This window comes from Cryobacterium sp. PH31-L1 (assembly GCF_030063145.1).
In the GTDB taxonomy this organism is placed as follows: domain Bacteria; phylum Actinomycetota; class Actinomycetes; order Actinomycetales; family Microbacteriaceae; genus Cryobacterium.
Genome location: NZ_JASISM010000005.1, coordinates 48,347 through 71,845 on the forward strand (window position 1 = coordinate 48,347; position 23,499 = coordinate 71,845).

A 23,499-nucleotide genomic window follows, 5' to 3' on the forward strand; every position below is an offset into this window, starting at 1 on the left:
CGATCGAGACAGGCCGGAATCGACACTTCTGCTCCGGAAAATTTAAGCGCGGTTGGCTCGCTCGACCACCTGGCCGAAGCCGTCGCTGTAGCGGTAGACCTCGAGACCGTCGATGAGTACCAGTTCGGCGCGCGAACCGAGGTCGAGCGGGTCGCCCGACCAGATCACGACGTCGGCGTCGAGACCGACGCTGAGGGATCCGACCCGGCCGTCGAGCCCGAGGATAACGGCAGGGTTGACGGTGAGCGCCTCGAGCGCGGTCTGCACCGGCAGCCCCTCCTTGACGGCGAGGGAGGCCTGGTGCACGAGAAAGTTCACCGGAACGACGGGGTGGTCGGTCGTGATGGCGACGAGCACGCCGGCGGCGGCGAGCACGGCGAGGTTGCCGATCGCGCGGTCGCGGAGTTCCACTTTGGTGCGCGCGGTCAGCATCGGTCCGAAGATGACCGGAATCTTCTTCTCGGCGAGCACGTCGGCGATCTTGTGGCCCTCCGTGCCGTGGTTGATCACGAGGCGGTAGCCGAATTCCTCGGCCAAACGGATGGCCGTAGCGATGTCGTCGTGGCGGTGCACGTGCTGGTCCCACGCCAGTTCGCCGGAGAGCACTCGCCCGAGGGCTTCCTTGCCGAGGTCGCGGGTGAAGGCGTCGCCCTTCTCGAGTGCGGCATCGCGCGCCTGCACGTAGTTCTGAGCGTCGACGAAGGCCTGGCGAATGACCAGGCTCACACCGAGTCGGGTGCTCGGTGTCTTCTTCTGGTCGCCGTACACCCGCTTCGGGTTCTCGCCGAGGGCGCTCTTGATGCTCACCGAGTCGCTGATCACCTGCTCATCAATGGTGCGGCCGCCCCAGCTCTTGATCGCGACCGACTGGCCGCCGATCGGATTGCCGGAGCCGGGCTTCACCACGATCGTGGTGACGCCGCCGGAGAGGGCATCGCGAAAACCCTCATCGTCAATGTTGACGGCGTCGATGGCGCGAACCGCGGCCATATTCGGGCCGGTCATTTCGTTGGTGTCGTTGCCGGCCCATCCGTTTGCCTCTTCGTGGATACCGACGTGCCCGTGCGCTTCGATAAAGCCGGGAAGCACCCATTTTCCGGTCGCATCGATGATTCTCGCGGTGGGCGGAACGATCAGGTCGGCGCCGATCGCGCTGATCGTGCCGTTCTCGATCAGTACCGTGCCGTTCGGGATGGGGTCGCCGACAACCGGTACGACGTGGGCGTTGATAATGGCAGTCAGGGTGGACGCGGGAGCTGTAGTCATGGTTCTACCCTAAACAGGGTGCCCAGAAGCCCGGCGGCCCGGTCGAGGATCACCAGGCGTCCTGCGGCCCCGCGGTGCCCAGCCGACTGTCGCCGGGGCTGGCTAGGCTCACGCCATGGAAACTCCCGAGGCCCGTGTGCCGGTTCTACTCGTACACGGCATTCGGGCGTCGGCCACGATGTGGCGCTATCAAGAGCAGAAGCTGCGGGCAGCCGGGTATCCCGTGCTCGCGATCGATTTGCCCGGCCATGGGCAGCGGATGGCTGAGCACTTCACGGTGTCGGCCGCGCTCGCCGCCATCGATGACGGGGTGACCGCCCTCGGCGGTCGGGTGCTGCTCGTGGGCCTCTCGCTCGGCGGGTACTACGCCGTCGCCTATGCCGCTCGAAATCCCGACCGGGTGGCCGGACTTATCGCTGCGGGGTGCAGCGCCGTGCCGAAGGGCGTGCTGCTCGAGGGATACCGCGTGCTGGCGCGGGCCATCCATCGCCTGCCCGATCGGGGCTTGTGGCTGCACGAAACCATGGCGCGACGATTACTGCCCGCGGCGGGCGCGCGCGATGTGCTCGCCGGCGGCGCCGCGCTCGACGTGATGGATTCCGGGCTGCGCGCTACCTCGTCGCTGACTCCCCTGGCCAGCCTCGCCGCCTATCCGGGGCCGATCTGGCTGGTCAATGGAGCGTTCGACCATTTTCGGCTGAACGAGCGGCGCTTTCTCGCCGCCTGCCGCAACGGGGAGGTCATCGTGGTGCCGGGGGCGACGCACCTGTCGAGCCTGGCCCAGCCCGAGCGGTTCACGGCGATCCTGCTGCGGGTCGCCGAGCAGGTGTCTCGGGCTGATTGAGGCTGCGGCATCCGCTTGGCCGCGCCCGCAATGGGCAGCCGCTAGGTTAACCGCCCTAGCGGCCACCCGTTTCGGAAGCGGTCATCCGCTCAGGGGGTGGGCGGCGCGCGGCGGCGCGGTGCCAGCATCCGCTCGCGCGAGCACAGCCGGTTTGGGCGTCGGGACGATTGCTGCTAACGTTAGTGGTTGGCTTGCGTGTCGGGTCCCACCCCGCACGATTTTCGCCGTTCGAGCGCCCTCTACCCGCTCAGCGGCTGTCCATACCAAAACTAACGAAAGCGTAAAAAACGTGGCAAATATCAAGTCGCAGATCAAGCGAATTGGCACCAACAAGAAGGCCCAGGAACGCAACAAGGCCGTCAAGAGCGAGTTCAAGTCCGCGATCCGCGCGACTCGCACCGCGATTGCCGCTGGCGACAAGGACAAGGCCGTCGTCGGTCTCGCCTTTGCTTCCAAGAAGCTCGACAAGGCCGTCAGCAAGGGTGTCATCCACCAGAACCAGGCTGCGAACAAGAAGTCGGCCATCGCGAAGGCCGTTTCCGCACTCGTCTGATCCGTTCTGGCTCCACCCGCACGTCGGAGACCGCGTCGGCTCGCACAGAGCGGATGCCGCCCCTCGTCGCTCAGAAACCCCCGCCACTCCGGCGGGGGTTTCTGCGTTCACCGAACCAGACTGGTTGCCCCCGCACCCGACCGGCGACCGCTCGCGCTCGTACGCTCGTACGCTCGTACGCTCGTACGCTCGTGCGGCACTTGCTGGCGGTGGGTGGATGGCGCGCGCGACCCCACTAGACTGACGCGGTGAAGAGCACCCCACCGGTCAGTGTGATCCCCGACAGCAGCGGCCCCCATCGACGCGCGCATGCTCGATTTCTGGCCGCTTTGCTCAGCGCCGCCGCCCTCGCCGTTGCCGTGTGGCTGGCGCTCAACACGGGCCACGACGTTTTCGGCGCTACCCGCACCCAGCTGCTCCTCGCCCTGGCCTCGATCGCACTTCTACTCACTGGAATTACGTTCTACCTTGCGGCAGCGGTGGCCAACGCCCGCTCGATCAGCTCGGATTTGGACGCCGACCAGGCGGCGGGAACGATTCGACGCATCCGCTCGCTGTCGAGATTCGGTGCCGTATTCGCTCTCGCCGCCGTGATGGCGATCGCCGGACTCGGGACCCTGCGCATTCTGGTACCGCCGGCCGAGCGACCGGTCTCGGTGCAGTTCTCCGAGATCACCGGCCGGGTGCAGCTGGAATTCTGCCCGAGCCTGCCGTCCTCGTTCGAGGCCCTGGCCAAGCCGACCGATCTGGCCAGTTCGTCTACCCTGCTGCCGGTGTGGGTTGCCAGCCGGGTCTGTGGAAACCCGAGCTTTCAGCACGGAGTCTGGCTCTACCTGAACCGCTCTACCATCACGGTCGCGGACGCCGGCGACCGCTAATTGCGCCGCGTCACAGTCGAGAACAGGTGCTACTGCTCGCCGCGACGGGCGATGATGCCGATCAGGCGTTCGAGGGCGAAGACCGGGTCTCGCCCGGCACCCTTCACCGCAGCATCCGTTTCGGCCAGCATGAGGATGCAGCGCGCGAGACCCTCATCGCTCCAGCCGCGCAGGTCTTTTTGCGCGCGTTCCACCTGCCAGGGAGCGAGGCCGAACTGAGCGCCGAGCTGCGCCGAACCGCCCCTGGCCCCGAATACCTTGGCCATGGTGCGGATCTTCATGGCGAACGCGGCGACGATCGGTACTGGATCCGCCCCGGAACTGAGGGCGTGCCGCAGGGTGACCAGCGCCTCGCCGTTGCGACCGGCAATGGCCCAGTCGGCGACCTTGAAGGCGTTCGTTTCGACCCGACCGCCGTAGTACCGGTCGACCGTGCTCTCGGTGACCTCGCTGGTCGCATCTGAGATGAGCTGCTGGCAGGCGGCAGAGAGTTCGGCCAGGTCGTCGGAGAAAGCCGCGACGAGCTGACGCAGGGCACTGGCCGTGACGCGCTTGCCGGCCGCCTTGAACTCGTTGGTAGCGAATTCGTACTTCTCGGTGTCTTTCTTCAGCTCGGCGCAGACGATTTCGATGCCGCCGCCGAGTCCGCTGCGGATGGTGTCGAGCAGCTTCTTGCCGCGCACTCCCCCGCCGTGCCGCAGCACGACATAGGTGTCGTCGGCCGGGTTCTCGAGGTAATCGAGTGCTTCAGCCATAAAAGTGTCGCTGCACTTCTCGACGTTGCTGACCCGAATCAGGCGGGGCTCACCGAACAGCGACGGGCTCGCCAGGGTCAGCAGCTCACCGGGCGCATAGCTGTCGGCCAGCACATCGCTGATTTCCAGGCTGGGGTCTTCCAGCTTGAGAAAGTCGCGCAACTGGCGAATGGCCCGCTCGGCGAGGAACGTTTCGGTGCCGGAGACGAGCACGATCGGTGCCGGACGCACCTGATGCCAGCCCAACTGGGGAATGACGGTGCCCTTACTCGTGCGGGCCGGAGCAGCCTTTGCGGACCGAGAACCGGTCGTGGCGGGTCGTGCGGCCAAAGCGCTCTCCTTGGGTTTCGTGCTGCTGTCGATCAAGCCTATCCCGCACCACCGACGCTGCCGGCAGCCGGCGTGGGGATCACCGGCGGACCGTGGTCGGCGACCTTCTCGGTCCAGAGCACGAGTGTGCCGCCCGGCCCCGGAGCGACCACCGCCATCCCCTCCCGATCGGTGCGCACCGACAGCGTGCCCACCGAGTTGAGAATATTCAGCAGTTTCTCGGTCGGATGCCCGTAGGTGTTCTTCACCCCCACCGAGATCAGCCCGACCCGCGCCCTCAGCTCCGCATACAGTTCGGAACTTTGGTCGGCCGAGCCGTGATGCGCGACCTTGACCACATCGACCCGGCCGGGCGGTGATGCGCGGCGCAGGCCGTCCTGTGCCTCCTGCCCGAGATCGCCGAGAAAAATGGAACGGATGCCCCGCCCGTCGAACATGATCGTGACACTTCCCGGGTTGCCCACCTGCATCGTCGTCGCTCCCCGGATGGGCCAGAGGATATTCCAGGTGAGGCCACCGAGCGTGCCGGAATCGCCGCGTGCCGTCTGTCGTACGGTGGCCCCGCCGGCGGCGAGTCGCTCGTGCAGGCTCGCATCCTGGGCGTTCTCGGGCACGCCGACCAGCGCGGTGTCGACCCGTCCGATCACGGCGTCGACTCCGCCAATGTGATCGAGGTCGTAGTGGGTGAGCACGAGTAGGTTGATGCGGCTGATGCCGAGGGTGGCCAGACAGGCGGAGAGCAGTTTCGGGTCCGGCCCGACGTCGACGAGGCCGTACTGATCGCCGTCTCGCACGACGACGGCGTCACCCTGGCCGATGTCGCAGGCGGCGATCTGCCAGTCGGGCGGGAAGGACGCGACACGGCCAATTCCGGTTCCGATGAGCGACCCGGCGTAACCGCCCAGGCCGATGAGCAGAACGGCCAGCACCGCGGCCGGCCAGCGGGCCGGGGTGGCGGCCCGGCCACGGAGCACGACCACGAGGGCGAGCACGGTGACGACCACGAGCAACAGCACGCCGGGTGCACCGCCAGGCCAGGGCAACCGGGTTCCGGGCAGCGCCGACACAGTCTGGGCGACCGCGGCGATCCAGGCGGACGGCAACCAGGCCGCGGGGAGCAGGCCCGCGGCCACGCCCGGAAGGAGCGGCAGCATCAGGCAGGCGATCAGCCCGACCACCGTGGCGATCGGCGCGGCCGGACCGGCGAGAATGTTCGCAGGAACTCCGTACAGCGGCAGGCTCGGATTCAGCAATAGGAGAACGGGCTGGCAGGCCAGTTGGGCGGCCAGGGGAATGGCGATGATCGCGGCGAGAGCGGTCGGCATCCACTGGGCCAGAACGCGTGCGAGGGGACCGGCGAGCAGCAGTAGCCCGGCCGTTGCGAGTACCGAGAGGGCGAAACCGTAGTTGCGGGCCAGCCACGGATCGCTCACCAACAGGGCGATGACAACGACAAGCAGGGTAGGCAGGCCGCGCCCTGGGCGACCGGCACCGATGGAGACCAGGGTGAGAGTAGCCATGACCGCTGACCGCAGCACGCTCGGCTCCGGCGTGACCAGAATGGTGAAGCCCAGCAGGCTCAGCAGTGAGAGGGCGATTCGCCAGGATCGACGCAGCCGGAGATGCCCACCGAGCAGCATGATCGAGGCGATGACGATCGCACAATTCGCTCCGGAGACCGCGGTCAGGTGACTGAGTGAGCTGGTCTTCATCGCGGCGTCCAGGCTGGGGCTGACCGCGCTCGTGTCGCCGATGGCCAGGCCGGGCAGCAGGTCTCCCCCGTCGCCGGCGAGGCTCGTCGCCGCTGTCTTGAACCGGGCCCGCAACTCGTTGGCCCACTGCAGCCACCACGGTGGCGGAGCGACGCCGCGTGCCGTTTCGTTCACGAACAGCAGGGCGACCGTGGCGTCGCCCGGTTCGGTCGTGCGCAGCGTGCCGCGCACCGCGAGGCTGGAACCGATCTCCGGTTCGGCCCCGCTCCGGGACGCTGCGGCGAACACCACGACCGGGCTCGAGACGGGAGTGGTCTCGCCCCGGCTCTCAAGCTGCGTGAGGGTGGCCTTGAAGCGCACCCGCCCCGAGGTTCCGCTGCCGATGAACGCCTTCGCCGCAACGGGAATCGACCAGACGGTGATGGTGGCTGTGACCGTTGCGTGGGACTCAGCAGCGTCACGCACCTCGGACGGGAATCGTGCCGGCGCCCAGACGCCGACGGCGGTGGCCACGAGCGCCGCTCCGGCACAGCAGAGCACCAGGGTGCCTCCCAGCCTCTGCCACCACCCAGCCCGCGGTGCCGGCTGCCACCGACCGCGCCGCGGCATCCGACTGAGCACGAGTAGGGCGGTGCAGCCTCCAGCGAGCAGCCACAGCGTCACGGCAACGACCCCGGCCCGATCGGGAGCTCCGATCAGGAGCCCGGCCGCCAGCCAGACAGCGAGGGCCGGAAGCACCAACCGTAGGTCGAGGCTCATACAGTGAGGAGGTCTTTGAGAGCCTCGAAGGTCTTGTCACCAATACCGGTAACGTCACGCAGACCGTCGACGCTGGTGAACCGGCCGTTTGTGGTGCGGTAGTCGATGATGCGCTGCGCCATGGTCGGGCCGATGCGGGGCAGCGAATCCAGATCGGCTACGGTGGCTGTGTTGAGGTTCACCTTGGCCGCTGGGCCGCCGCTACTGCCGCCAACGGTGCCGCTGCCCGCCGCGGGGAGCGCCGGAGGCACCTCGCCCTGCCGAGGAACGTAGAACTGCTCGCCGTCACCGACGATGCGGGCTAGGTTCACTCCGGCCGGATCAGCCTCGGCGGTCAAACCGCCGGCAGCGGCAATCGCATCCATGACCCTGGCACCATCGCGCAGCTGAAACAGTCCGGGACGGGCCACCGCTCCGAGGACGTGCACGAAAATGATGGCGCCGCCCCCGCCAGCGCCGGTGTCGGTCGGCGCCGCACTCGCACCCGCATCGAACGGCTCAAAGGTTGAGGTCGAACCCGATGGTATCGCCGCCGATCCGGTTCCGACGGTGCGCTGACCGGCCTGCTGGCCGATGGCCGACACGATGACGGCCACGATGAGGGCGAGCAGCAGCAGCACGACGGCCGCACCGACGCCGACCCGCAGGCGGGGGCGTCCACGGGCAGCGGGGGCGAGACGCTCCAGGTCGAGGGATGAACGGTCGGGCTGCATGCTGGCAGGCTAGGCCGAGCACAGCATCCGCTTGCCGCTGGTCACCCGATCTGTGCACAGCTCGGCCAGGGGCAGCCCTGTGGAGGACGCCCCGACCGATCCGGCCGATCGGTCGGGACCCTTGGCTGTTAGGGGCGCGTCACGAACGAAACGAGCTTCGGCACGCGCACAATCACCTTGATGATCTCGCGATCACCGATCGAGCGGATGACCGCGGCCGCGTCCCGCGCCATTTTCTCGAGGTCTTCGCTGGAGATTTTCGGCGAAACTTCGAGCAGGGTGCGCATCTTGCCGTCGACCTGCACGACCGCGGTGACCGATTCCTGCACGAGTAGGGTCTGCTCGGCCTTGCGCCACGGCACGAGGGCGATGCACGGCTCGTAGCCGAGGTGCTCCCACATGTCCTCGGCGGCGTAGGGGGCGAAAAGGTTCAGCGCCATGGCGGTGGCCTCGGCGGCTTCGCGCACGGCCGCATCCGCCGGCCCGGCACCGGTGTCGATGACCTTGCGGGTGGCGTTGACCAGTTCCATCAGGCGAGCGACGACCACGTTGAACTTGAACGATTCGACCAGGCCGGGCGCATCGGAGAGGAAGCGGTGGGTGACCCGGCGCAGGGTGAGGTCGCCGGTCTTCCACTCCACGTCCGGGGCACTGGTGACGTCGCGCGCGACGCGCCAGGCGCGGGCCAGAAACTTGGCCGAGCCGACCGGGGACACGTCGGACCAGTCGATGTCGTCTTCCGGCGGGCCGGCGAAGGCCATCGTGAGGCGCACGGCGTCGACGCCGTGGCGTTCGATTTCCTCGGTGAAGTAAACCAGGTTGCCGCGGCTCTTGCTCATCTTGGCACCGTCGAGAATGACCATGCCCTGGTTGAGCAGCGCGGTGAACGGCTCGGTGAAGCTGACGTAGCCCTCATCGAACAGAAACTTCGTGATGAAGCGCGCGTACAGCAGGTGCAGAATGGCGTGTTCGACACCACCGACATACTGGTCGACCGGCGCCCACTTCTCGGCCTCTTTCGGGTCGAAGGCCTTGGTGTCGTCCTGCGGGTTCAGAAACCGGAGGAAGTACCAGGAACTGTCGACGAAGGTGTCCAGCGTATCGGCGTCGCGGCGTGCCGGCGTGCCGTCGATCGGATTGGGTACGTTGACCCAGTCGGTGGCCCCGCCGAGCGGCGAGGTACCCCGCGGCTTCAGATCGAGGCCCTCTGCGGGCGGCAGCAGCACCGGCAGCTGGTCGTCGGGCACCGGGATCTCGGTGCCATCGGCGCCGTGGATGATCGGGATCGGTGCGCCCCAGTAGCGCTGGCGAGAAACCAGCCAGTCGCGCAGACGATAGTTCTTGGCCGCGCGGCCCATGCCGTCGGCGGCGAGCTGCTCGACGATGCGCTTGATCGCGGTGATCTTGCTCAGGCCGTTGAGCGGGCCCGAGTTGATCAGGCGACCTTCGCCCGCGAGGGCGATGCCGGTGCTGAGCGGATCGAGCGACGGCAGCTCCTCGGTGCCGTCGATCATTCCCTGGGTGATCACCGGGATCATTCCGGTGGCCGGAGAGTTGGTATCGACGACGACCCGCACGGGCAGGTCGAAGGCGCGGGCGAAGTCGAGGTCGCGTTGGTCGTGCGCGGGCACGGCCATGATCGCGCCGGTGCCGTAGTCGGCGAGCACGTAGTCGGCCGCCCAGATGGGCAGGCGTTCGCCGTTGACCGGGTTGGTCGCGTAGCGGCCGAGGAACACGCCGGTCTTCGGCCGGTCGGTGGCCTGACGTTCGATCTCGGTGCTGCGCTGTACCTGCACGAGGTACTCCTGGAAGCCTTCCTGAACCTCGGGGGTCGCGTCGGCAACGAGTTCAGCGGCGAGGTCGCTGTCCGGGGCGACGACCATGAAGGTCGCGCCGAACAGCGTGTCGGGCCGGGTGGTGAATACGGTGACGCGCTCGGTGCGCCCTTCGATCGCGAAATCGACATCCGCTCCGATGGAGCGTCCGATCCAGTTGCGCTGCATGTTGAGCACCTTGGCCGGCCAGGTGCCCTCGAGCTGATTGAGGTCATCCAGCAGACGGTCGGCGTAGTCAGTGATCTTGAAATACCACTGGGTGAGCTTCTTCTTGACCACGACGGCGCCGCTGCGATCGCTCGTGCCGTCGGCCAGCACCTGCTCGTTGGCGAGCACGGTCTGGTCGATCGGGTCCCAGTTGACCCAGCTGTCCTTGCGGTAGGCCAAGCCCTTCTTATACAGCTGCAGGAACAGCCACTGGGTCCACTTGTAATATTCAGGGTCGCTGGTGTGCAGTTCGCGGTCCCAATCGAAGCTGGTCGCGTAGAGCTTCATGCTCTTTTTCTGCTGCGCGATGTTGTCGTAGGTCCAGCCGCGCGGGTCGATACCGCGCTTGATGGCAGCGTTCTCGGCGGGCAGACCGAAGGAGTCCCAGCCGATCGGGTGCAGCACGTTGAAGCCCTGGTGACGCCAGTAGCGGGCGACGATGTCGCCGAGTGCGTAGACCTCCGCGTGCCCCATGTGCAGGTCGCCCGAGGGGTACGGGAACATGTCGAGCACGTACTTGCGCGGGCGAGTGTCACCCTCGCCGCTCGTCTTGAACGGGGCAAGCTCTTCCCAGATGGGTTGCCACTTCGCCTGGATCGCCGCGAAGTCGTACACTTCTTCGTCGCTCTCATCGCGCGCGTCAATGCGTACGCTTTCGTGCTCGTGTGCCACGTGACTCTCATTCATTGCCGGGATAAAACATGGTTGGTGCGGGGCGCACGCGCGACAAAGCACACGTGTACACCCTCTAGATTACTAGGGCGCGGCGACGCCGAGGCTCGCGAGCAGGGCGGCGACCTTGATTCTGGTCTCTTCGATCTCCTCCCCGGCATCGGAAAGTGCGGTGATTCCGCCCCCCGTCCCGATGCTGGCCCCGCACGAATCGAGCACGATACTACGGATGACGATGGCCAGGTCGGCGACGCCGCCGTGCCCGATATAGCCGAATGCCCCGGAGTAGACGCCCCGCGGCCCGGCCTCCAGTGCGTCCAGAATGCTCATCGCGCTCCGCTTCGGTGCGCCCGTCATGGAGCCGGCCGGAAAACACGCTTCGATGGCGTCGACCACCGTGACGCCCGGTGCCAGACGCGCCTCGATGGTGCTGACCAGCTGGTGCACGTGCGGGTAGCTCTCCACCGCGAGCAGACTGGAGACCGTCACGGTGCCGAGCTCGGCGATGCGTCCGAGGTCGTTGCGCATGAGATCGACGATCATCAGGTTCTCGGCGCGCTCCTTGTCGCTCTGGGCCAGTTCGCTTTTCAGCCGCTCGTCGTCGCCGGGTTCGTTCGAGCGCGGCCTGGTGCCCTTGATCGGCTTGGTGCGCACGCGTCGATCCCGGCCCACGTGCAAAAATTGCTCCGGACTCGCGCTGAGCAGCGCCACGTCACCGAAGCGCAGCACGCCGCCGTGGTGGCTGGGGCTGCCGGCCCGCAGCACGCCGTAGGTTTCGATCGGGTGCCACTGGCCTGGCACCCGAATCTCATTGGTCAGGCATAGCTGGTAGGCGTCGCCGTCGTGAATGGCTGCCAAACAGGTCTCAATCAGCACGGCGTACTGGGTTTCGTCGTGCCTCCAGTGCGCTGAAGCGGATGCCCGCGGCGTGGCCGCGCAAGCCGACGCCGACCCGCGCGGGATCGCCGCCAACGCCGCGGCGGTCTGGTCGAACCACTCGTCCACGGCCGAGCTCGAATCATCCGTGCCCCGGCTCGCCACGAGCGTCACGGTACGGTCACCGTGGTCGAACCGGATCATCCGGTCGACCTCCAGCAGGGCCGCATTCGGGTACCGCGATTCGTGCACGGGCGTTCCGACGGTGTGCGCGCCGAGTTCGTAGCCGAGCCAGCCGACCCAGCCGAGATCGAACCCGTCGATCCCTGAGAGGCGTGACGTCTCATCATTGACCAGGTCGCGCCGCAGGAACTCGAAAATGGTCTCCTGCGTGACGACCGGCGGCGCAGCATCCGTCGGAAAGACGGACGTGACCGTTCCCTGGGTCACGGACGCGGTGACGAACCGGGAGCGGGGCGAGGCTGCGCCGAGGTAGCTGGCGCCGGTGCGAGCGTCCGGGCCGGCATCGAGCCAGAACGCGTAGGGGGCGTCGGAATAGAGTGCCGCGAATGCCGCGCCGGGGTCAGTCCAAAGGCTCAGGAGTTTGCTCTGCAGGGTGCCGCTCACCAGAACAGCCTAGCTTTGCGCGTCGCCCGGGCCCGGCGGCGGTCGGGGCGACTTGTTGAATCGCGCCGAGCACGTAGGCTGGGCGAAATGAATGACATCCTCACGTGGATTCTCGACACCGTCTCCGGCGTCGACCCGGTCATTCGAACGCTTCTGGCCTTTCTGGGAATGTTACTCGAAACCTCGGTGCTGGTAGGGCTGGTCGTTCCGGGCGACACCATCGTCATCGTGGCCAGCACTGCGGTCGACGGCCCGGTCGAGTTCATCACGCTTGTGGCTGCCGTGATCGTCGGCGCACTGGCCGGGGAGAGCATCGGCTTTGCCCTCGGACATCACTTCGGACCGTTCATTCGCGGCAGCAGACTCGGCCGACGCATCGGCGAACCGAACTGGATTCGCGCCGAGAATTACCTCGACCGGCGCGGCGGTGTCGCCGTGTTCATCTCCCGATTTCTGCCGGTGCTGCACTCACTCATCCCGGTCACCGTCGGCGCCAGCCGCATGCGCTACCGCACCTTCATGGCGTGGACCGTTCCGGCCTGCGTCATTTGGTCCCTCGCCTATGTCAGTGTCGGATCGGCGGCGGCCGGGGGCTACCGCGAACTGAGCGGGCGACTGCACTTCGCCGGTTACCTGTTCGTCGGTGTGATCGCGCTGTTCGTGCTCACGGTATTCCTGATCAAGAAGTGGCTACACCGCCGCGAACAGCGCCACATGGACTGAGCGTCAGCGGAGGCCCGGCAGGGTCACCCGCGCTGTGACGAGCTCGTCCGGAACGGGGGTGTGCGAGATGAGTAGAACGGCTCGATGCGCGTCCGCGGCGGCCGTCAGAATGTCTCGGACGAGGGCATCCGCCCCCGCACTGTCGACGTTGGCCGTGGGCTCGTCGACGATGAGCACTGGAAAATCAGCCAGCAGGGCCCGGGCGAGGGCGATGCGCTGGGCCTGGCCACCGGAGACGAGCGCGCCGCGCTCGCCCACCCGGGCATCGAGTCCGCCGCGCTGGGCAGCCCACACCGCCAGGCCGACGCGTGCCAGCACAGCCTCGAGTTCCGCGTCCGTGGCCGTGTCGCGGGCGAACAGCAAATTCTGACGGATGCTGTCGTCAAACAACCAGGGTCGCTGCTCGCACAGTCCGACCACGCGTCGCACCTCGGACTGGGCCAGCAGGCGCGCCTCGACCCCGTTCAGCCGGTAGGAACCGGTGTAGTCGAGGAAGCGCACGAGCGTCTGGGCGAGAGTCGTCTTGCCGGCGCCGCTCGGGCCGGCAAGGTGCACGCGGTCCCCCGGCGCGAGTCGCAGGGTCACGCCGGCCACAGCAGTGTCGACCTGGCCGGGCCACCGCGCGTCAAGATCGGTCAGTTCCAGTACGACCGGGCCGAAGGCCTGGTCGGGAGAAAAAAGCTCCTGCGGTTTCACCACGTCGACGGGAATTTCGGCGGGCACAGCCTGCGGAACGACCTCGGCCACGCGACGCGCGCTGACCCGCACCTGACGCCAAGCCGCGGCAGCGAGGGGAATCATGCCGAACACCTCGAACACGGCCATCGGCACGAGCACGGCGACGACGAGAGTCGGCACGAGTAGGTCCGGGCTGAGCAGCCCACCCCCGCTCTCGAGCGCCGGGATCCCGAAGAAGAGCGCGCCGAGCGTGGCTGCTCCGGCGAACAGGGCCACGACCGCGGACTGCACGCCGACCCCGACCGACCGGCGCAGCGTGGCGCGCCGCAGGCGCTCATCGGTGCGTGCGAGCTGCACCAGGCGCGGGCTGAGGGCATCGAAGGCGGTGAGCACGTCGAGGTTTTCGACGACTTCGAGCACTTCGTCGGCGAGGGCACCGCGGAGCGGGGCGAGTTCGCGGTCGGCCCTGGCGGACAGGCTGCCGGACAACACGGTTCCGAGCACACCGGCCAGCATCAGGCAGACGAGCAAGGTGAGGCCTGCCATCGGGACGATCAGCCAGATTCCGATCACACTGAGTGCCGCGGTGACGCCGGCCACCAGCAGCGGCTGCACGACGCGCAGCGGCAGATCCTGCAGGTCGTCGACGTCACGCACCAGGCGGGTCAGCAGGTCGCCACGACCGGTGCTCGCCAGGCCCGCCGGCGCTACCGGAACGATGCGGCGAAAAATGCCCAGCCGCAATTCGGCCAGCTGCCGGAACGCGGCATCGTGGCTGGTCATGCGTTCCAGGTAGCGCAGCACGGAGCGAAAGATGGCGAAGGCGCGCACCCCGACGATGGCCATGCCCAAAAGCGCGAGGGACGGCATTTCGGCCGCGCGGGTGATCAGCCAGGCTGAGCAGGCAAGCAGGGCCACGGCCATGACGGCGCTGCCGATGCCGGCCAGCAGCCCGGGGGCAAACCAGCGCGGGCGCGGCTGGGCGAGGCGCAGGACGTCCCGAGCTGCCGTGGTGACGTCAGACATGGATCAGCTCCTGCAATTCGATCACGCGGTCTGCGGCGGCGACCACGGCCGGCCGGTGACTGACGACGATCACGATGCGTCCCTGGTCGGCGAGGTGGCGAAGGCCGGCCAGGAGGCGGGCTTCGGCGTCGGAGTCGAGCGCTGAGCTCGGTTCGTCGAGGATCAGCACGTGGCACTCGGTCGCGAGCGCACGGTAGATGGCGCGGGCAGCGGCGACGCGTTGCGCTTGGCCGCCGGAGAGCCCGTCGCCGTTCACCCCGAGAACGGTGCTGGGTAACACCTCGGCGGCTCCAGCCCAATCGAGCGCCTGCACGATCCGGCCTGGTTCAGCGGATGCCGCCCCCAGCGCCACGTTCTCGGCCACCGTTCCGCGGAACAGGCCCGGCCGCTGGCCGGACCAGGCCAACCAGGGGCGCGTCGCTCCGGCCGCAACGGCGACGCCGCCGAGCGTGAGGGCACCGGTACACGGCACGAAGCCGAGCAGGGCGGCCACGAGGGTCGACTTGCCGACCCCGCTGACTCCGCGCAGAACGCTCAGCTCGCCGGGGGCAAATTCCGCATGCAGCTGGTCGATCACCACGGAGTCGCCCCGCCGAACGGTGACACCCTCCAGACGAAGGGCGCCGGCTGCCTGGCCGAGTTGACCAGCGTAGGGGAAAGCGAGACCGGCGCCAGCCGCGGCATCCGCTGTCGAGACAGCCGGGACCGTCGCGACGGAGTCATCGTCGAGAATGGTGAACAGCTCTTCGGCGGCGGCGAGCCCGTCGGCGGCGGCGTGAAACTGTGCGCCCACCTGGCGCAGCGGCAGAAACGCCTCCGGGGCGAGGAGTAGAACGAACAGGCCGACGCCGAGCAGCAGCGCACCGTCGATGAGCCGCAGGCCGATCGACACGGCGATGAGGGCCACCGAGAGGCTCGCGGCGAGTTCGAGCACGAAGCCACTGAGGAACGAGACGCGCAGCACCTTCATGGTGCGGGTGCGATATTCCTCGGTGATGGAACGGATCCGGTCGAACTGGCGTCGTTCTCGACCGTAGATCTTGAGCGTGCCGAGGCCCCCGACCACATCCAGAAATCCGGTGGAGAGGCGCTGCAGTGCCTTCCACTGTTCCTGCTGCACCGACTGGGTGACCTTGCCGATGAGAATCATGAAGACGGGAATCAGAGGAATCACGATGATGACCGTGAGGCCGCTCGCGAGATCCTGCCAGAGAATGACCGCGATCAGAATCGGTGTGGCGATCATGGTCAGCAACAGTTGCGGCAGGTAGCGGGCGAAGTAGTTGTCGAGCGCGTCGAGACCGGTCGTGACGACGGTCGACAGGCGGGCGCTCTGCTGGGAAGCGACCCAGTCGGGGCCGCGTTCGGCGAGCTTGGCCATGACGCGGGCCCGCAGTTGGCTCTTGACCTGGGCGGCACCGCGGTTGGCCGCCACTTCGAGCAGCCAGATGAGCACCGAGCGCACCACGACGACGCAGGCCAGGGCGGCCAGGGTCGACATGATCGTGCTGAGGGACTCCCCCGCGGCGGTGAGCGTGATCGTCCGGGTCAGCAGCCAGGCGAACGCGATGACGACGAGGGTTTGCGCGAAGCCCAGCAGCGCGCCGATCAGAAGAAATCGGCGCGCTGCGTGGGCGTATCGGAGAAGGCGAGGATCGAGGGGGCGCACCGTTTTAGTGTACGGCGACCTCAGTGCGTGCCGACTCGATGTGCGCCCGGCCGATGCGCTTGCGGAACACCCAGTACGTCCAGCCCTGGTAGAGCAGGATGACGGGCATCCCGATCAGCGCGGTCCAGCTCATCACACCGAGCGTGTAGGTCGACGAGGAGGCGTTCGCGATGGTCAGGCTGTTCGCTGCGTTGTTGCTGGCCGGCATGACGTCGGGAAACAGCGAGGCGAACAGGGTGAGAACGGCGAGACCGATCGTGGCAGCCATGAGGCCGAACGCGAGCCGTTCGGCGCCGCGCAGGTTGGCCAGGAAGGAGGCGATCAGCGCGACAGCGGCCAGGGCGGCGAAGATAGCGGATGCCACGGTACCGTACGCAAAGGTTGTCCAGACCAGGAAGCTGGCCGCGACTACGATCGTCACGATGCCGGCCTTGGTGGCGAGCTTCCGAGCCCGGACCCGGATGTCGCCCTCGGTCTTGAGCGAGACGAAGACGACCCCGTGCACGAAGAACAGCAGCAGCGTGGTGACGCCGCCGAGCAGGGCGTAGGGGTTCAGCAGGTCGAAGAAGGTGCCGATGTAGTCGTGGTTGGCGTCGAGCTTGACGCCGCGCACGACGTTGGCGAAGGCGACACCCCAGAGCAGCGCCGGAACGGCCGAACCGACGATGATCATGCCGTCGAACCACTTCTTCCAGGTGGATTCGGGGCGCTGGTGGCGGTATTCAAACGACACACCGCGCAGAATCAGTGCAACCAGAATGAGCAGCAGAGCCAGGTAGAAGCCGCTGAACATGGTCGCGTACCACTCGGGGAACGCTGCGAACAGTGAGGCGCCGGCGACGATGACCCAGGTTTCGTTGAGGTCCCAGACCGGGCCGATGGTGTTGATGAGAACGCGGCGATCGGTGTCGTCCTTGCCGAGAAATGGCAGGGACATTCCGACCCCGAAGTCGAAGCCATCGAGCACAAAGTACCCGATGAACATCGCAGCGATGATCCAGAACCAGAGAATTGTGAGATCCATTGTGTATTCCCGCTAACCGTTCTAGTAGACCGTGACAGCTTGCTGGAGTTCGCCGGATTCGGCGCCCTGAACCGGAGCATCGTCCGGGCCCTTCTGAACGGCCTTGAGGATGAGCTTGAACTCGACCACCGCGAGGATTCCGTAGAGCAGGGTGAAGACGATCAACGAGATCAGAATCTCGATGCCGGTCACGCCGGGCGAAACGCCGTCTGCAGTGCGCATGAGTCCGAACACGAGCCAGGGCTGGCGGCCCATCTCGGTGAAGGTCCAGCCGACGCTCATGGCGAGAAGGGACATCGGGAAGCTCCAGATGGCGATCTTCCACATCCACGGACGAGCCGGCTTGGCCGCACTTTTGCGGGTGAAGAACAGGCCGGCAATGGCGATGAGCATGTGGGCGAGGCCGAGTCCGATCATCCAGCGGAACGCCCAGTAGGTGATCCAGATGGTCGGGGAGTAGTCGCCGGGGCCGTAGGCCTCGACGTACTGGGCCTGCAGGTTGTTGATGCCCTCAACCGTGCCGTCGAACGTGTGCGTGGAGAGGAAGGAGAGCAGGTACGGGATGCGCACCGAGAACAGCTCGCTGACGCCGTCGGGGGTGCCGAGCGTAAAGATCGAGAAGGAGGCGTTCGCGCCGGTCGCGGTGACGTACATCGCTTCGGCCGAGGCCATCTTCATCGGCTGAACTTCGGTCATGATCAGGCTGAGCTGGTCGCCGGAGAGTGTCGTGAGAACGCCGGCGATGATCATCATCCACATGCCGAACTTGAGTGCAGGGCGCATGGTGTCGAAGTGCTGATTGCGGGCGAGGTGCCAGGCGGCGACCGAGATGATCAGGCCGGCTGAGACCATGAAGCACGCGAAGATCGTGTGCGGGAAGGATGCCAGCACGATCGGGTTGGTGAGCAGGGCGCCAATGCTGGTGAGCTCGGCGCGACCCTTCTCTTCGTTCATGACGTAAGCGTCCGCAATCGGGTTCTGCATGAACGCGTTCGCAGCGAGGATGAAGTAGGCCGAGGTGATCGTGCCGATCGCGGTCAGCCAGATGGTGGCCAAGTGGATCTTCTTCGGCAGCTTGTCCCAACCGAAGATCCAGAGCCCGATGAACGTGGCCTCGAGGAAGAAGGCGGTGATGCCCTCGAACGCGAGCGGGGCTCCGAAGACGTCGCCGACAAAGCGCGAGTAGTCCGACCAGTTCATTCCGAACTGAAATTCCTGCACGATTCCGGTCACGACGCCCATGGCGAAATTGATCAGAAAGATCTTGCCGAAGAAGTGTGTCAGCTGCAGATATTTCGCCTTATCGGTGCGCACCCAAGCCGTCTGGAAGATGGCGACCGTGAGTGCCATTCCAATGGTGAGTGGGACGAAAAGAAAATGATAAACGGTCGTGAGACCGAACTGCCACCGTGAGAGGAGTAAAGGATCCAACCACTCGTTCATGTGCCCTCCAGCAAATTGTGTCACGCGCGTCAACTTTTCTACGCTACGTAGAACACTACTCTTCTACAACTCGTAGAAAACACAGTTTCGGAGCGTAATGTTAACAACATGGGAAGTTTGGGTGTGCTCGAGAGGCTGATGATGGATGTCCTGTGGGACTCCCCGACCCCGTTGACGGCGAATGAACTCAAAGATTGCCTGATCAAGCCCGGTATTTCTGCTGCCCCAACGAAGCAACTGGCAACCACGACCATTTTGACCGTGCTGAGCCGGCTCGAAACCAAGGGCTTCGTCACCCGCGACCGCAGCCTGCGCCCGCACGCCTACACCGCTGTCATGACTCGCGCCGCGCACACGGCCGGCCTGATGCACGAAGTGCTCGGCCAGGTGCCGGACCGCCAGGCGGCGCTCGCCCGGTTCATCGGCGACGTCACCCCCCAGGAGGCCGAGACGCTGCGGCAGTTGCTCGCCGTCGCCTCCTCCGACAACGCCTGATCCCTGCCTGAACTGACCACCCCGTGATCACCGCCGCCGTCGTGCTCGGCTTCTTCGCCGTTCTGCTGGCCTGGCCGGCACCGCTCGTGCTCGCCCGCTCCACCTGGCCGGCCCGCGCCCCCGGCGTAGCCCTCGTACTCTGGCAGGCCATCGCGCTGTCCGGCGGCCTGTCGATGATCGGTTCGCTACTGCTCTACGGCCTTGTTCCGTTCGGTAACATGCTGGGACCGAGCATTGTCACCCTCGGCGGCAACCTGCGTGCCGGCACCCTGCCGAGCGGCACGAGCTTCACCCATGTGCTCGCACTCGGCGCGGCCATTCTGCTCGGCACGCACCTGCTGCTCAACCTGCTCGCGACCTTCGTGCGAGCCGAGCGGCAGCGCCGGCGTCACCACACCCTCATCGCCTTGCTCAGCGATCCGCTGAACGGGCGCCCGGAAATGCGGGTCATTGACCACCCGGCACCGGTCGCCTACTGCCTGCCCGGGGCCGGGCATTCGGCGACGGTCCTCTCCAATGGCCTGCTTCGCCTGCTCGATGCCGATCAGGTACGTGCCGTGATCGCGCACGAGCAGGCGCACCTCGTGCAGCAGCACCACCTGGTCTTGCTTGCTTTCAAAAGCTGGCACAGCGCGCTGCCGTGGTTCCCCATCGCCAACCGCGCCGAAAATGCCGTCGCCCTGCTGGTCGAGATGCTCGCCGACGATCGTGCCCGCCGTGTCGTTGACGACCAGACCCTGGCCCGTGCCATAGCGCTCGTCGGGTTCGCCCTCGCCGGCGCTACTCGCCCACCAGACAAGGAAGCGGATGCGGTGGCTCGCGCCGCCGCATCCGCTTCAGAGGGCGACCGGGGACTCGTTACCCAACCCGAGCATCCGGTGCACCAGGTCATGCCGCGAGTGGCACGGCTGGTGAATCCGACCGTGCCGCTGCACTACACGGCCACGGCCGGAGCACTCAGCCTGTCGGCGGTGCTCCTGGCCGGGCCGGCGCTCATCCTGTTCGGCGCCTAGACTTCCGCAGCTAGATCAGCTTTTCCTTGGTCAACCAAGCGGTCGCGATCTTGTCGGCCGACAGCTCGTCGTTGACGCTCTGCGAGTTCAACTGGACCAGCGTGTCCTCCGTGAGAGCCGCGCTGACCTTGTTGAGGATCGCTGCCGCAGCGTCATCGATCTTGTCGGAGACGACGGGCACGACGTTGGAGGGCAAGAACAGCGCGTCGGGGTCCTCCAGCACAACGAGGTTGCCCGATTCGAAGGCCGGACTCGCGGTGTAGATGTTCGCCAGCTGGATGTCGCCGTCCTCGAGCGCCTTGACCGTGAGCGGGCCTCCACCATCCTCGACGGGCTTGAAGCCAGCGGTCTGGATCCCGTACTTCTCCTTGAGGGCCGTTGGTCCGTAGGGGCGGGTTTCCAGTTCAGAGTTGCCACCGACGGTGATCGGCACGCTGACGTTGATGAGCGAGGCGATGTCGGTGAGGTTGTACTTGGTCGCGAAGTCGGCGGTGACCGTCCACGAGTTCTGGTCGGATGCTCCGGCCTGGTCGAGTACCCGGAGGTTGTCGGGCAGGGCGGCTTGGAGTTGCTCATAGGTCTCGTCGCTCGTGCCGCCGGCGGCGGTCTTGTCCAGCGCCTGCAGCAGGTCCCCAGTATATTCGGGGAAGACATCGATCTTGCCGGCCTCGATGTCGGGCAGGTAGACCTCGCGCTGGCCGATTTGGAACTGTCGGTCAACGGTGAAACCGCCGGCTTCCAAGGCCTGAGAGTAGATCTCCGCGATGATCTCGTTGGAGTAGTACGCCTGCGAGCCGACCACGATGGTAGAACCCCCGGCGCTACTCGCTGGTTCCGCCAGGGGGTCCCCCGACGCACACCCTGCAAGGGCTACGACGGCCCCAACCGCGACCACGCCGATGAGCGTGAGCCGGCCTCTATTCATTGCGAACATGACTTGTTCCTTCCTTGATGGTGGATTCCATCGCCGGGCGGGATCGGGATGACCCGTCGCGGATATCTGTGGGAAGTCCCGCCGTGACGCCGCGGGGAACGACCAATTTTTGCGCGAGTGCGAAGACGCCCTCCAACACGATGGCGAGCAGGATCACCAGGATCGATCCGCCGAGCATCTCGCCGTAGTCGCGGATTCGCAAGCCCTCGAAGAGGTAACGGCCAAGGCCGAAATCAGCGACGTACGCAGCCAGCGTGGCCGTCGCGACGACCTGCAGGGTGGCCGAGCGAAGTCCCCCGATCAGCAGGGGCAGCCCCAACGGAAGCTCGACCTTGAGCACGATCTGGGCCTCGGACATGCCGACCGCCCGCGCAGCATCGATGATCTTGCGATCAATCGCCTCGAAGCCGGTATAGGCACCGGCCAGAATTGGCGGAATGGCGAGCACGGTCAAGGCCACGTAGGGCGCATTCAGCCCGATTCCCACCCAGAGGGCGACCAGGGTGAGCAGTCCCAGCGTGGGAATTGCCCGGAATGCGCCGGACGTAGCCACGGCGAGCCCCCGGCCGCGGCCGGTGTGCCCGATGAGGAACCCGATCGGCACGGCGATCACTGCGGCAAGGACGAGGGTCACCAGAGTGAACAACAGATGTTGGACCAAACGTGTCGGAATTCCACCGGCTCCGACCCAGTTCGCCGGGTCGATCAGCCACGCGACGGTTTCGGTCACAAAGTTCACGCGGTCACCTCCTGCGCGACAGTGTCTGGCCGAACCCTCACGCCGATGGCGCTGCGTCTGGTCCACGGCATCAGCAGTCGTCCGATCAGCACGAGGATGGCATCCAGCACGAGGGCGAGCAACACGGTGGCAAGGGTACCCGCGATGATCTCCGCCTGGATTCCCCGTTGGAATCCGTCGGTGAACAGGCTGCCGAGGCTTTGCGCGCCGATCACGGCACCGACCGTGGCGAGACTCACCGTGCTGACCGCCACCACGCGCAGGCCGGCCAGCAGCACGGGACCGGCCAGCGGCAGCTCAACCTGCCAAAATGACGTCCACCCCGAGAAGCCGACGGCGGTCGCGGACTGCTGCACGTCGCGATCGACGGAACCGAGGCCGTCCGCTACCACCCGCACCATCAAAGCCACACCGTAGAGCGTGAGCGCGATGATCAGGTTCAACGGCGAGCGGATGCTCGTGCCCACGATGAAGGGCAGCACGATGAACAATGGCAGGGAAGGGATGGCGTAGAGCAGCCCGACCGTGGTGAGGATGACGGCGCGGCTCGTACGGTAACGGTGTGCCAGAGCACCGAACGGGAGCGCGATGACGAAGCTGAGAATGATCGAGGGCACGCTGAGGATGAGGTGATCGAACGTGCGATCCCAAATGAGGTCCAGATTCGACCAGATCCAGGTCACCGCGAATCCCCACCCTGCGCCGAAGCACCCGGTCCGCGAGGACCGGCCTTTGACTCTGAGCCGGCCGATGAGCGTTCGCCCACGAGCACGCCAGCAAGACGCCCGGTTTCGTCGACCACGATGTCGCCATCGCCGTGGTTCTCCAGGTGCAGGGATCGCTTGCCACGATCGGCGCCGACAAACGTTGCCACGAACTCGTCAATGGGGTTCGCCAGGATCTCGGCGGGTGAACCGACCTGGGCCACCTTGCCGCCGGTGCGCAGGATGACCACTTGATCGCCGAGCAGAAAGGCTTCATCGATGTCATGGGTGACGAAGACCACCGTCTTGCCCAGTTCCTGTTGTAATCGCAGTAGTTCCTGCTGCAGTTCGGCGCGCACAATCGGGTCCACCGCACCGAACGGCTCGTCCATGAGCAGAATATTGGGGTTGACGGCGAGGCCACGCGCCACGCCGACGCGTTGTTGCTGGCCACCGGAGAGCTGGCTGGGATACCGGTTGGCGAGTGAACGGTCCAGTCCGACCGTGTCGAGCAGGTGGAGAGCTTCGTCGCGGGCTTTCTTCTTGGGCATTCCGCGCAGCATCGGCACGGTGGCGACGTTGTCGATGACCCTGCGGTGGGGCAGCAGCCCGGAGTTCTGCATGACGTAGCCGATGCCGCGCCGTAGCTTGACCGGCTCGAGGGTACCGATATCTGCTCCGTCGATCTCGATCGACCCGCTGGTCGGATCAACCATGCGATTGATCATGCGCAGCAGGGTCGTTTTTCCCGACCCCGACGTTCCGACGAAGACGGTGATCTTGTGCGAGGGCAGGACGAGGCTGAAATCATCGACGGCAAGGGTGCCGTCGGGGAACCGTTTCGTCACCGAGTGGAATTCAATCATCCTGGTGGCTCGCTCCTCGCATCGGTCGGGTCGGTTCAACACAAACCAGATGCTAACCCAATCACTATTTGAAGCGACAGGCAAAACAGATTGCGCACAAAGATTTATCCAACAGCGAACACGCGCAGCCCATAAACCCAAAAAAGCCGGGCGACCGG

19 protein-coding genes, 1 tRNA gene and 1 pseudogene are annotated in these 23,499 nt (G+C 66.3%); 7 read left to right on the forward strand and 14 right to left on the reverse strand.

Going from position 1 to position 23,499, the window contains the following annotated elements; genetic code table 11:
* Positions 1-42: 42 nt before the first annotated feature.
* Positions 43-1,266, reverse strand: a complete 1,224-nt coding sequence (locus tag QMF22_RS11130; protein WP_283453528.1) for an amidohydrolase — start codon at positions 1,264-1,266, stop codon at positions 43-45.
* A gap of 115 nt (positions 1,267-1,381) precedes the next feature.
* Here QMF22_RS11130 and QMF22_RS11135 point away from each other — a divergent pair, with 115 nt between their 5' ends.
* The 3 genes from QMF22_RS11135 (at position 1,382) to QMF22_RS11145 (ending at position 3,541) form a co-directional block, all read left to right on the forward strand.
* A complete protein-coding gene (locus tag QMF22_RS11135) occupies positions 1,382-2,110 on the forward strand; it encodes an alpha/beta fold hydrolase (protein WP_283453530.1) in 729 nt (242 codons plus the stop codon).
* A gap of 289 nt (positions 2,111-2,399) precedes the next feature.
* The gene (gene rpsT / locus QMF22_RS11140; protein WP_092339797.1) at positions 2,400-2,663 is read left to right on the forward strand and encodes a 30S ribosomal protein S20; all 264 of its coding nucleotides are present in this window, start codon (positions 2,400-2,402) and stop codon (positions 2,661-2,663) included.
* A gap of 248 nt (positions 2,664-2,911) precedes the next feature.
* Positions 2,912-3,541: a hypothetical protein gene (locus QMF22_RS11145; protein WP_283453536.1), complete on the forward strand. Its 630-nt coding sequence runs from the start codon at positions 2,912-2,914 to the stop codon at positions 3,539-3,541.
* Positions 3,542-3,570: 29 nt separating this feature from the next.
* Here the strand turns inward: QMF22_RS11145 and holA are convergent, their stop codons facing one another.
* From holA to QMF22_RS11170, 5 genes are all read right to left on the reverse strand, one after another.
* On the reverse strand, positions 3,571-4,626 hold the full coding sequence (holA, locus tag QMF22_RS11150; RefSeq protein WP_502846942.1) for a DNA polymerase III subunit delta: 1,056 nt from the start codon (positions 4,624-4,626) through the stop codon (positions 3,571-3,573).
* Between the two features lie 38 nt (positions 4,627-4,664).
* Positions 4,665-7,097 (reverse strand): ComEC/Rec2 family competence protein, encoded by a 2,433-nt coding sequence (locus tag QMF22_RS11155; RefSeq protein ID WP_283453538.1) that lies wholly within the window; start codon positions 7,095-7,097, stop codon positions 4,665-4,667.
* Positions 7,094-7,810 carry a helix-hairpin-helix domain-containing protein gene (locus QMF22_RS11160; RefSeq protein ID WP_283453540.1) on the reverse strand — a complete coding sequence of 239 codons (717 nt, stop codon included), beginning with the start codon at positions 7,808-7,810 and terminating at the stop codon, positions 7,094-7,096. The genes QMF22_RS11155 and QMF22_RS11160 overlap by 4 nt, the downstream gene beginning before the upstream one ends.
* Before the next feature lie 128 nt (positions 7,811-7,938).
* On the reverse strand, positions 7,939-10,524 hold the full coding sequence (gene leuS, locus QMF22_RS11165) for a leucine--tRNA ligase (RefSeq protein WP_502846943.1): 2,586 nt from the start codon (positions 10,522-10,524) through the stop codon (positions 7,939-7,941).
* A gap of 84 nt (positions 10,525-10,608) precedes the next feature.
* On the reverse strand, positions 10,609-12,027 hold the full coding sequence (locus QMF22_RS11170) for an anthranilate synthase component I family protein (RefSeq protein WP_283453541.1): 1,419 nt from the start codon (positions 12,025-12,027) through the stop codon (positions 10,609-10,611).
* A gap of 87 nt (positions 12,028-12,114) precedes the next feature.
* On the opposite strand from QMF22_RS11170, the gene QMF22_RS11175 reads away from it, so the two are divergent.
* Complete coding sequence (locus QMF22_RS11175; RefSeq protein WP_283453542.1) at positions 12,115-12,750, forward strand: DedA family protein; 636 nt, start codon at positions 12,115-12,117, stop codon at positions 12,748-12,750.
* 3 nt (positions 12,751-12,753) lie between these two features.
* Here the strand turns inward: QMF22_RS11175 and cydC are convergent, their stop codons facing one another.
* Genes cydC through QMF22_RS11195 form a run of 4 tightly spaced genes read right to left on the reverse strand, consistent with a single transcriptional unit; the run spans position 12,754 to position 18,590 of the window.
* Positions 12,754-14,454, reverse strand: coding sequence for a thiol reductant ABC exporter subunit CydC (cydC, locus tag QMF22_RS11180; RefSeq protein WP_283453544.1), 1,701 nt, complete (start codon positions 14,452-14,454; stop codon positions 12,754-12,756).
* Positions 14,447-16,123 carry a thiol reductant ABC exporter subunit CydD gene (gene cydD, locus QMF22_RS11185; RefSeq protein WP_283453546.1) on the reverse strand — a complete coding sequence of 559 codons (1,677 nt, stop codon included), beginning with the start codon at positions 16,121-16,123 and terminating at the stop codon, positions 14,447-14,449. Before cydD ends, cydC begins: the two co-directional genes overlap by 8 nt.
* Positions 16,124-16,127: 4 nt before the next feature.
* Positions 16,128-17,147: a cytochrome d ubiquinol oxidase subunit II gene (cydB, locus tag QMF22_RS11190; RefSeq protein WP_283453548.1), complete on the reverse strand. Its 1,020-nt coding sequence runs from the start codon at positions 17,145-17,147 to the stop codon at positions 16,128-16,130.
* Positions 17,148-17,168: 21 nt separating this feature from the next.
* The gene (locus QMF22_RS11195) at positions 17,169-18,590 is read right to left on the reverse strand and encodes a cytochrome ubiquinol oxidase subunit I (RefSeq protein ID WP_283453550.1); all 1,422 of its coding nucleotides are present in this window, start codon (positions 18,588-18,590) and stop codon (positions 17,169-17,171) included.
* Positions 18,591-18,698: 108 nt separating this feature from the next.
* On the opposite strand from QMF22_RS11195, the gene QMF22_RS11200 reads away from it, so the two are divergent.
* A complete protein-coding gene (locus QMF22_RS11200) occupies positions 18,699-19,085 on the forward strand; it encodes a BlaI/MecI/CopY family transcriptional regulator (RefSeq protein ID WP_283453553.1) in 387 nt (128 codons plus the stop codon).
* A 23-nt stretch (positions 19,086-19,108) separates the two neighbouring features.
* On the forward strand, positions 19,109-20,098 hold the full coding sequence (locus tag QMF22_RS11205; RefSeq protein ID WP_283453555.1) for a M56 family metallopeptidase: 990 nt from the start codon (positions 19,109-19,111) through the stop codon (positions 20,096-20,098).
* A gap of 10 nt (positions 20,099-20,108) precedes the next feature.
* Here the strand turns inward: QMF22_RS11205 and QMF22_RS11210 are convergent.
* Positions 20,109-20,846: pseudogene (locus QMF22_RS11210) on the reverse strand (ABC transporter substrate-binding protein); the annotation flags it as partial.
* Here QMF22_RS11210 and QMF22_RS11215 point away from each other — a divergent pair.
* Positions 20,804-20,938, forward strand: a tRNA-Trp gene (locus QMF22_RS11215). The pseudogene QMF22_RS11210 and the gene QMF22_RS11215 overlap by 43 nt on opposite strands.
* A 77-nt stretch (positions 20,939-21,015) precedes the next feature.
* On the opposite strand, the gene QMF22_RS11220 is transcribed toward QMF22_RS11215, so the two are convergent.
* From QMF22_RS11220 to QMF22_RS11230, 3 genes are read right to left on the reverse strand one after another with little or no spacing between them, the layout of a single operon-like run.
* Complete coding sequence (locus tag QMF22_RS11220) at positions 21,016-21,771, reverse strand: ABC transporter permease (RefSeq protein WP_283453557.1); 756 nt, start codon at positions 21,769-21,771, stop codon at positions 21,016-21,018.
* Positions 21,768-22,454 carry an ABC transporter permease gene (locus QMF22_RS11225; protein ID WP_283453559.1) on the reverse strand — a complete coding sequence of 229 codons (687 nt, stop codon included), beginning with the start codon at positions 22,452-22,454 and terminating at the stop codon, positions 21,768-21,770. The genes QMF22_RS11220 and QMF22_RS11225 overlap by 4 nt, the downstream gene beginning before the upstream one ends.
* Positions 22,451-23,341, reverse strand: coding sequence for an ABC transporter ATP-binding protein (locus QMF22_RS11230; protein WP_283453561.1), 891 nt, complete (start codon positions 23,339-23,341; stop codon positions 22,451-22,453). The genes QMF22_RS11225 and QMF22_RS11230 overlap by 4 nt, the downstream gene beginning before the upstream one ends.
* Between the last annotated feature and the right edge of the window lie 158 nt (positions 23,342-23,499).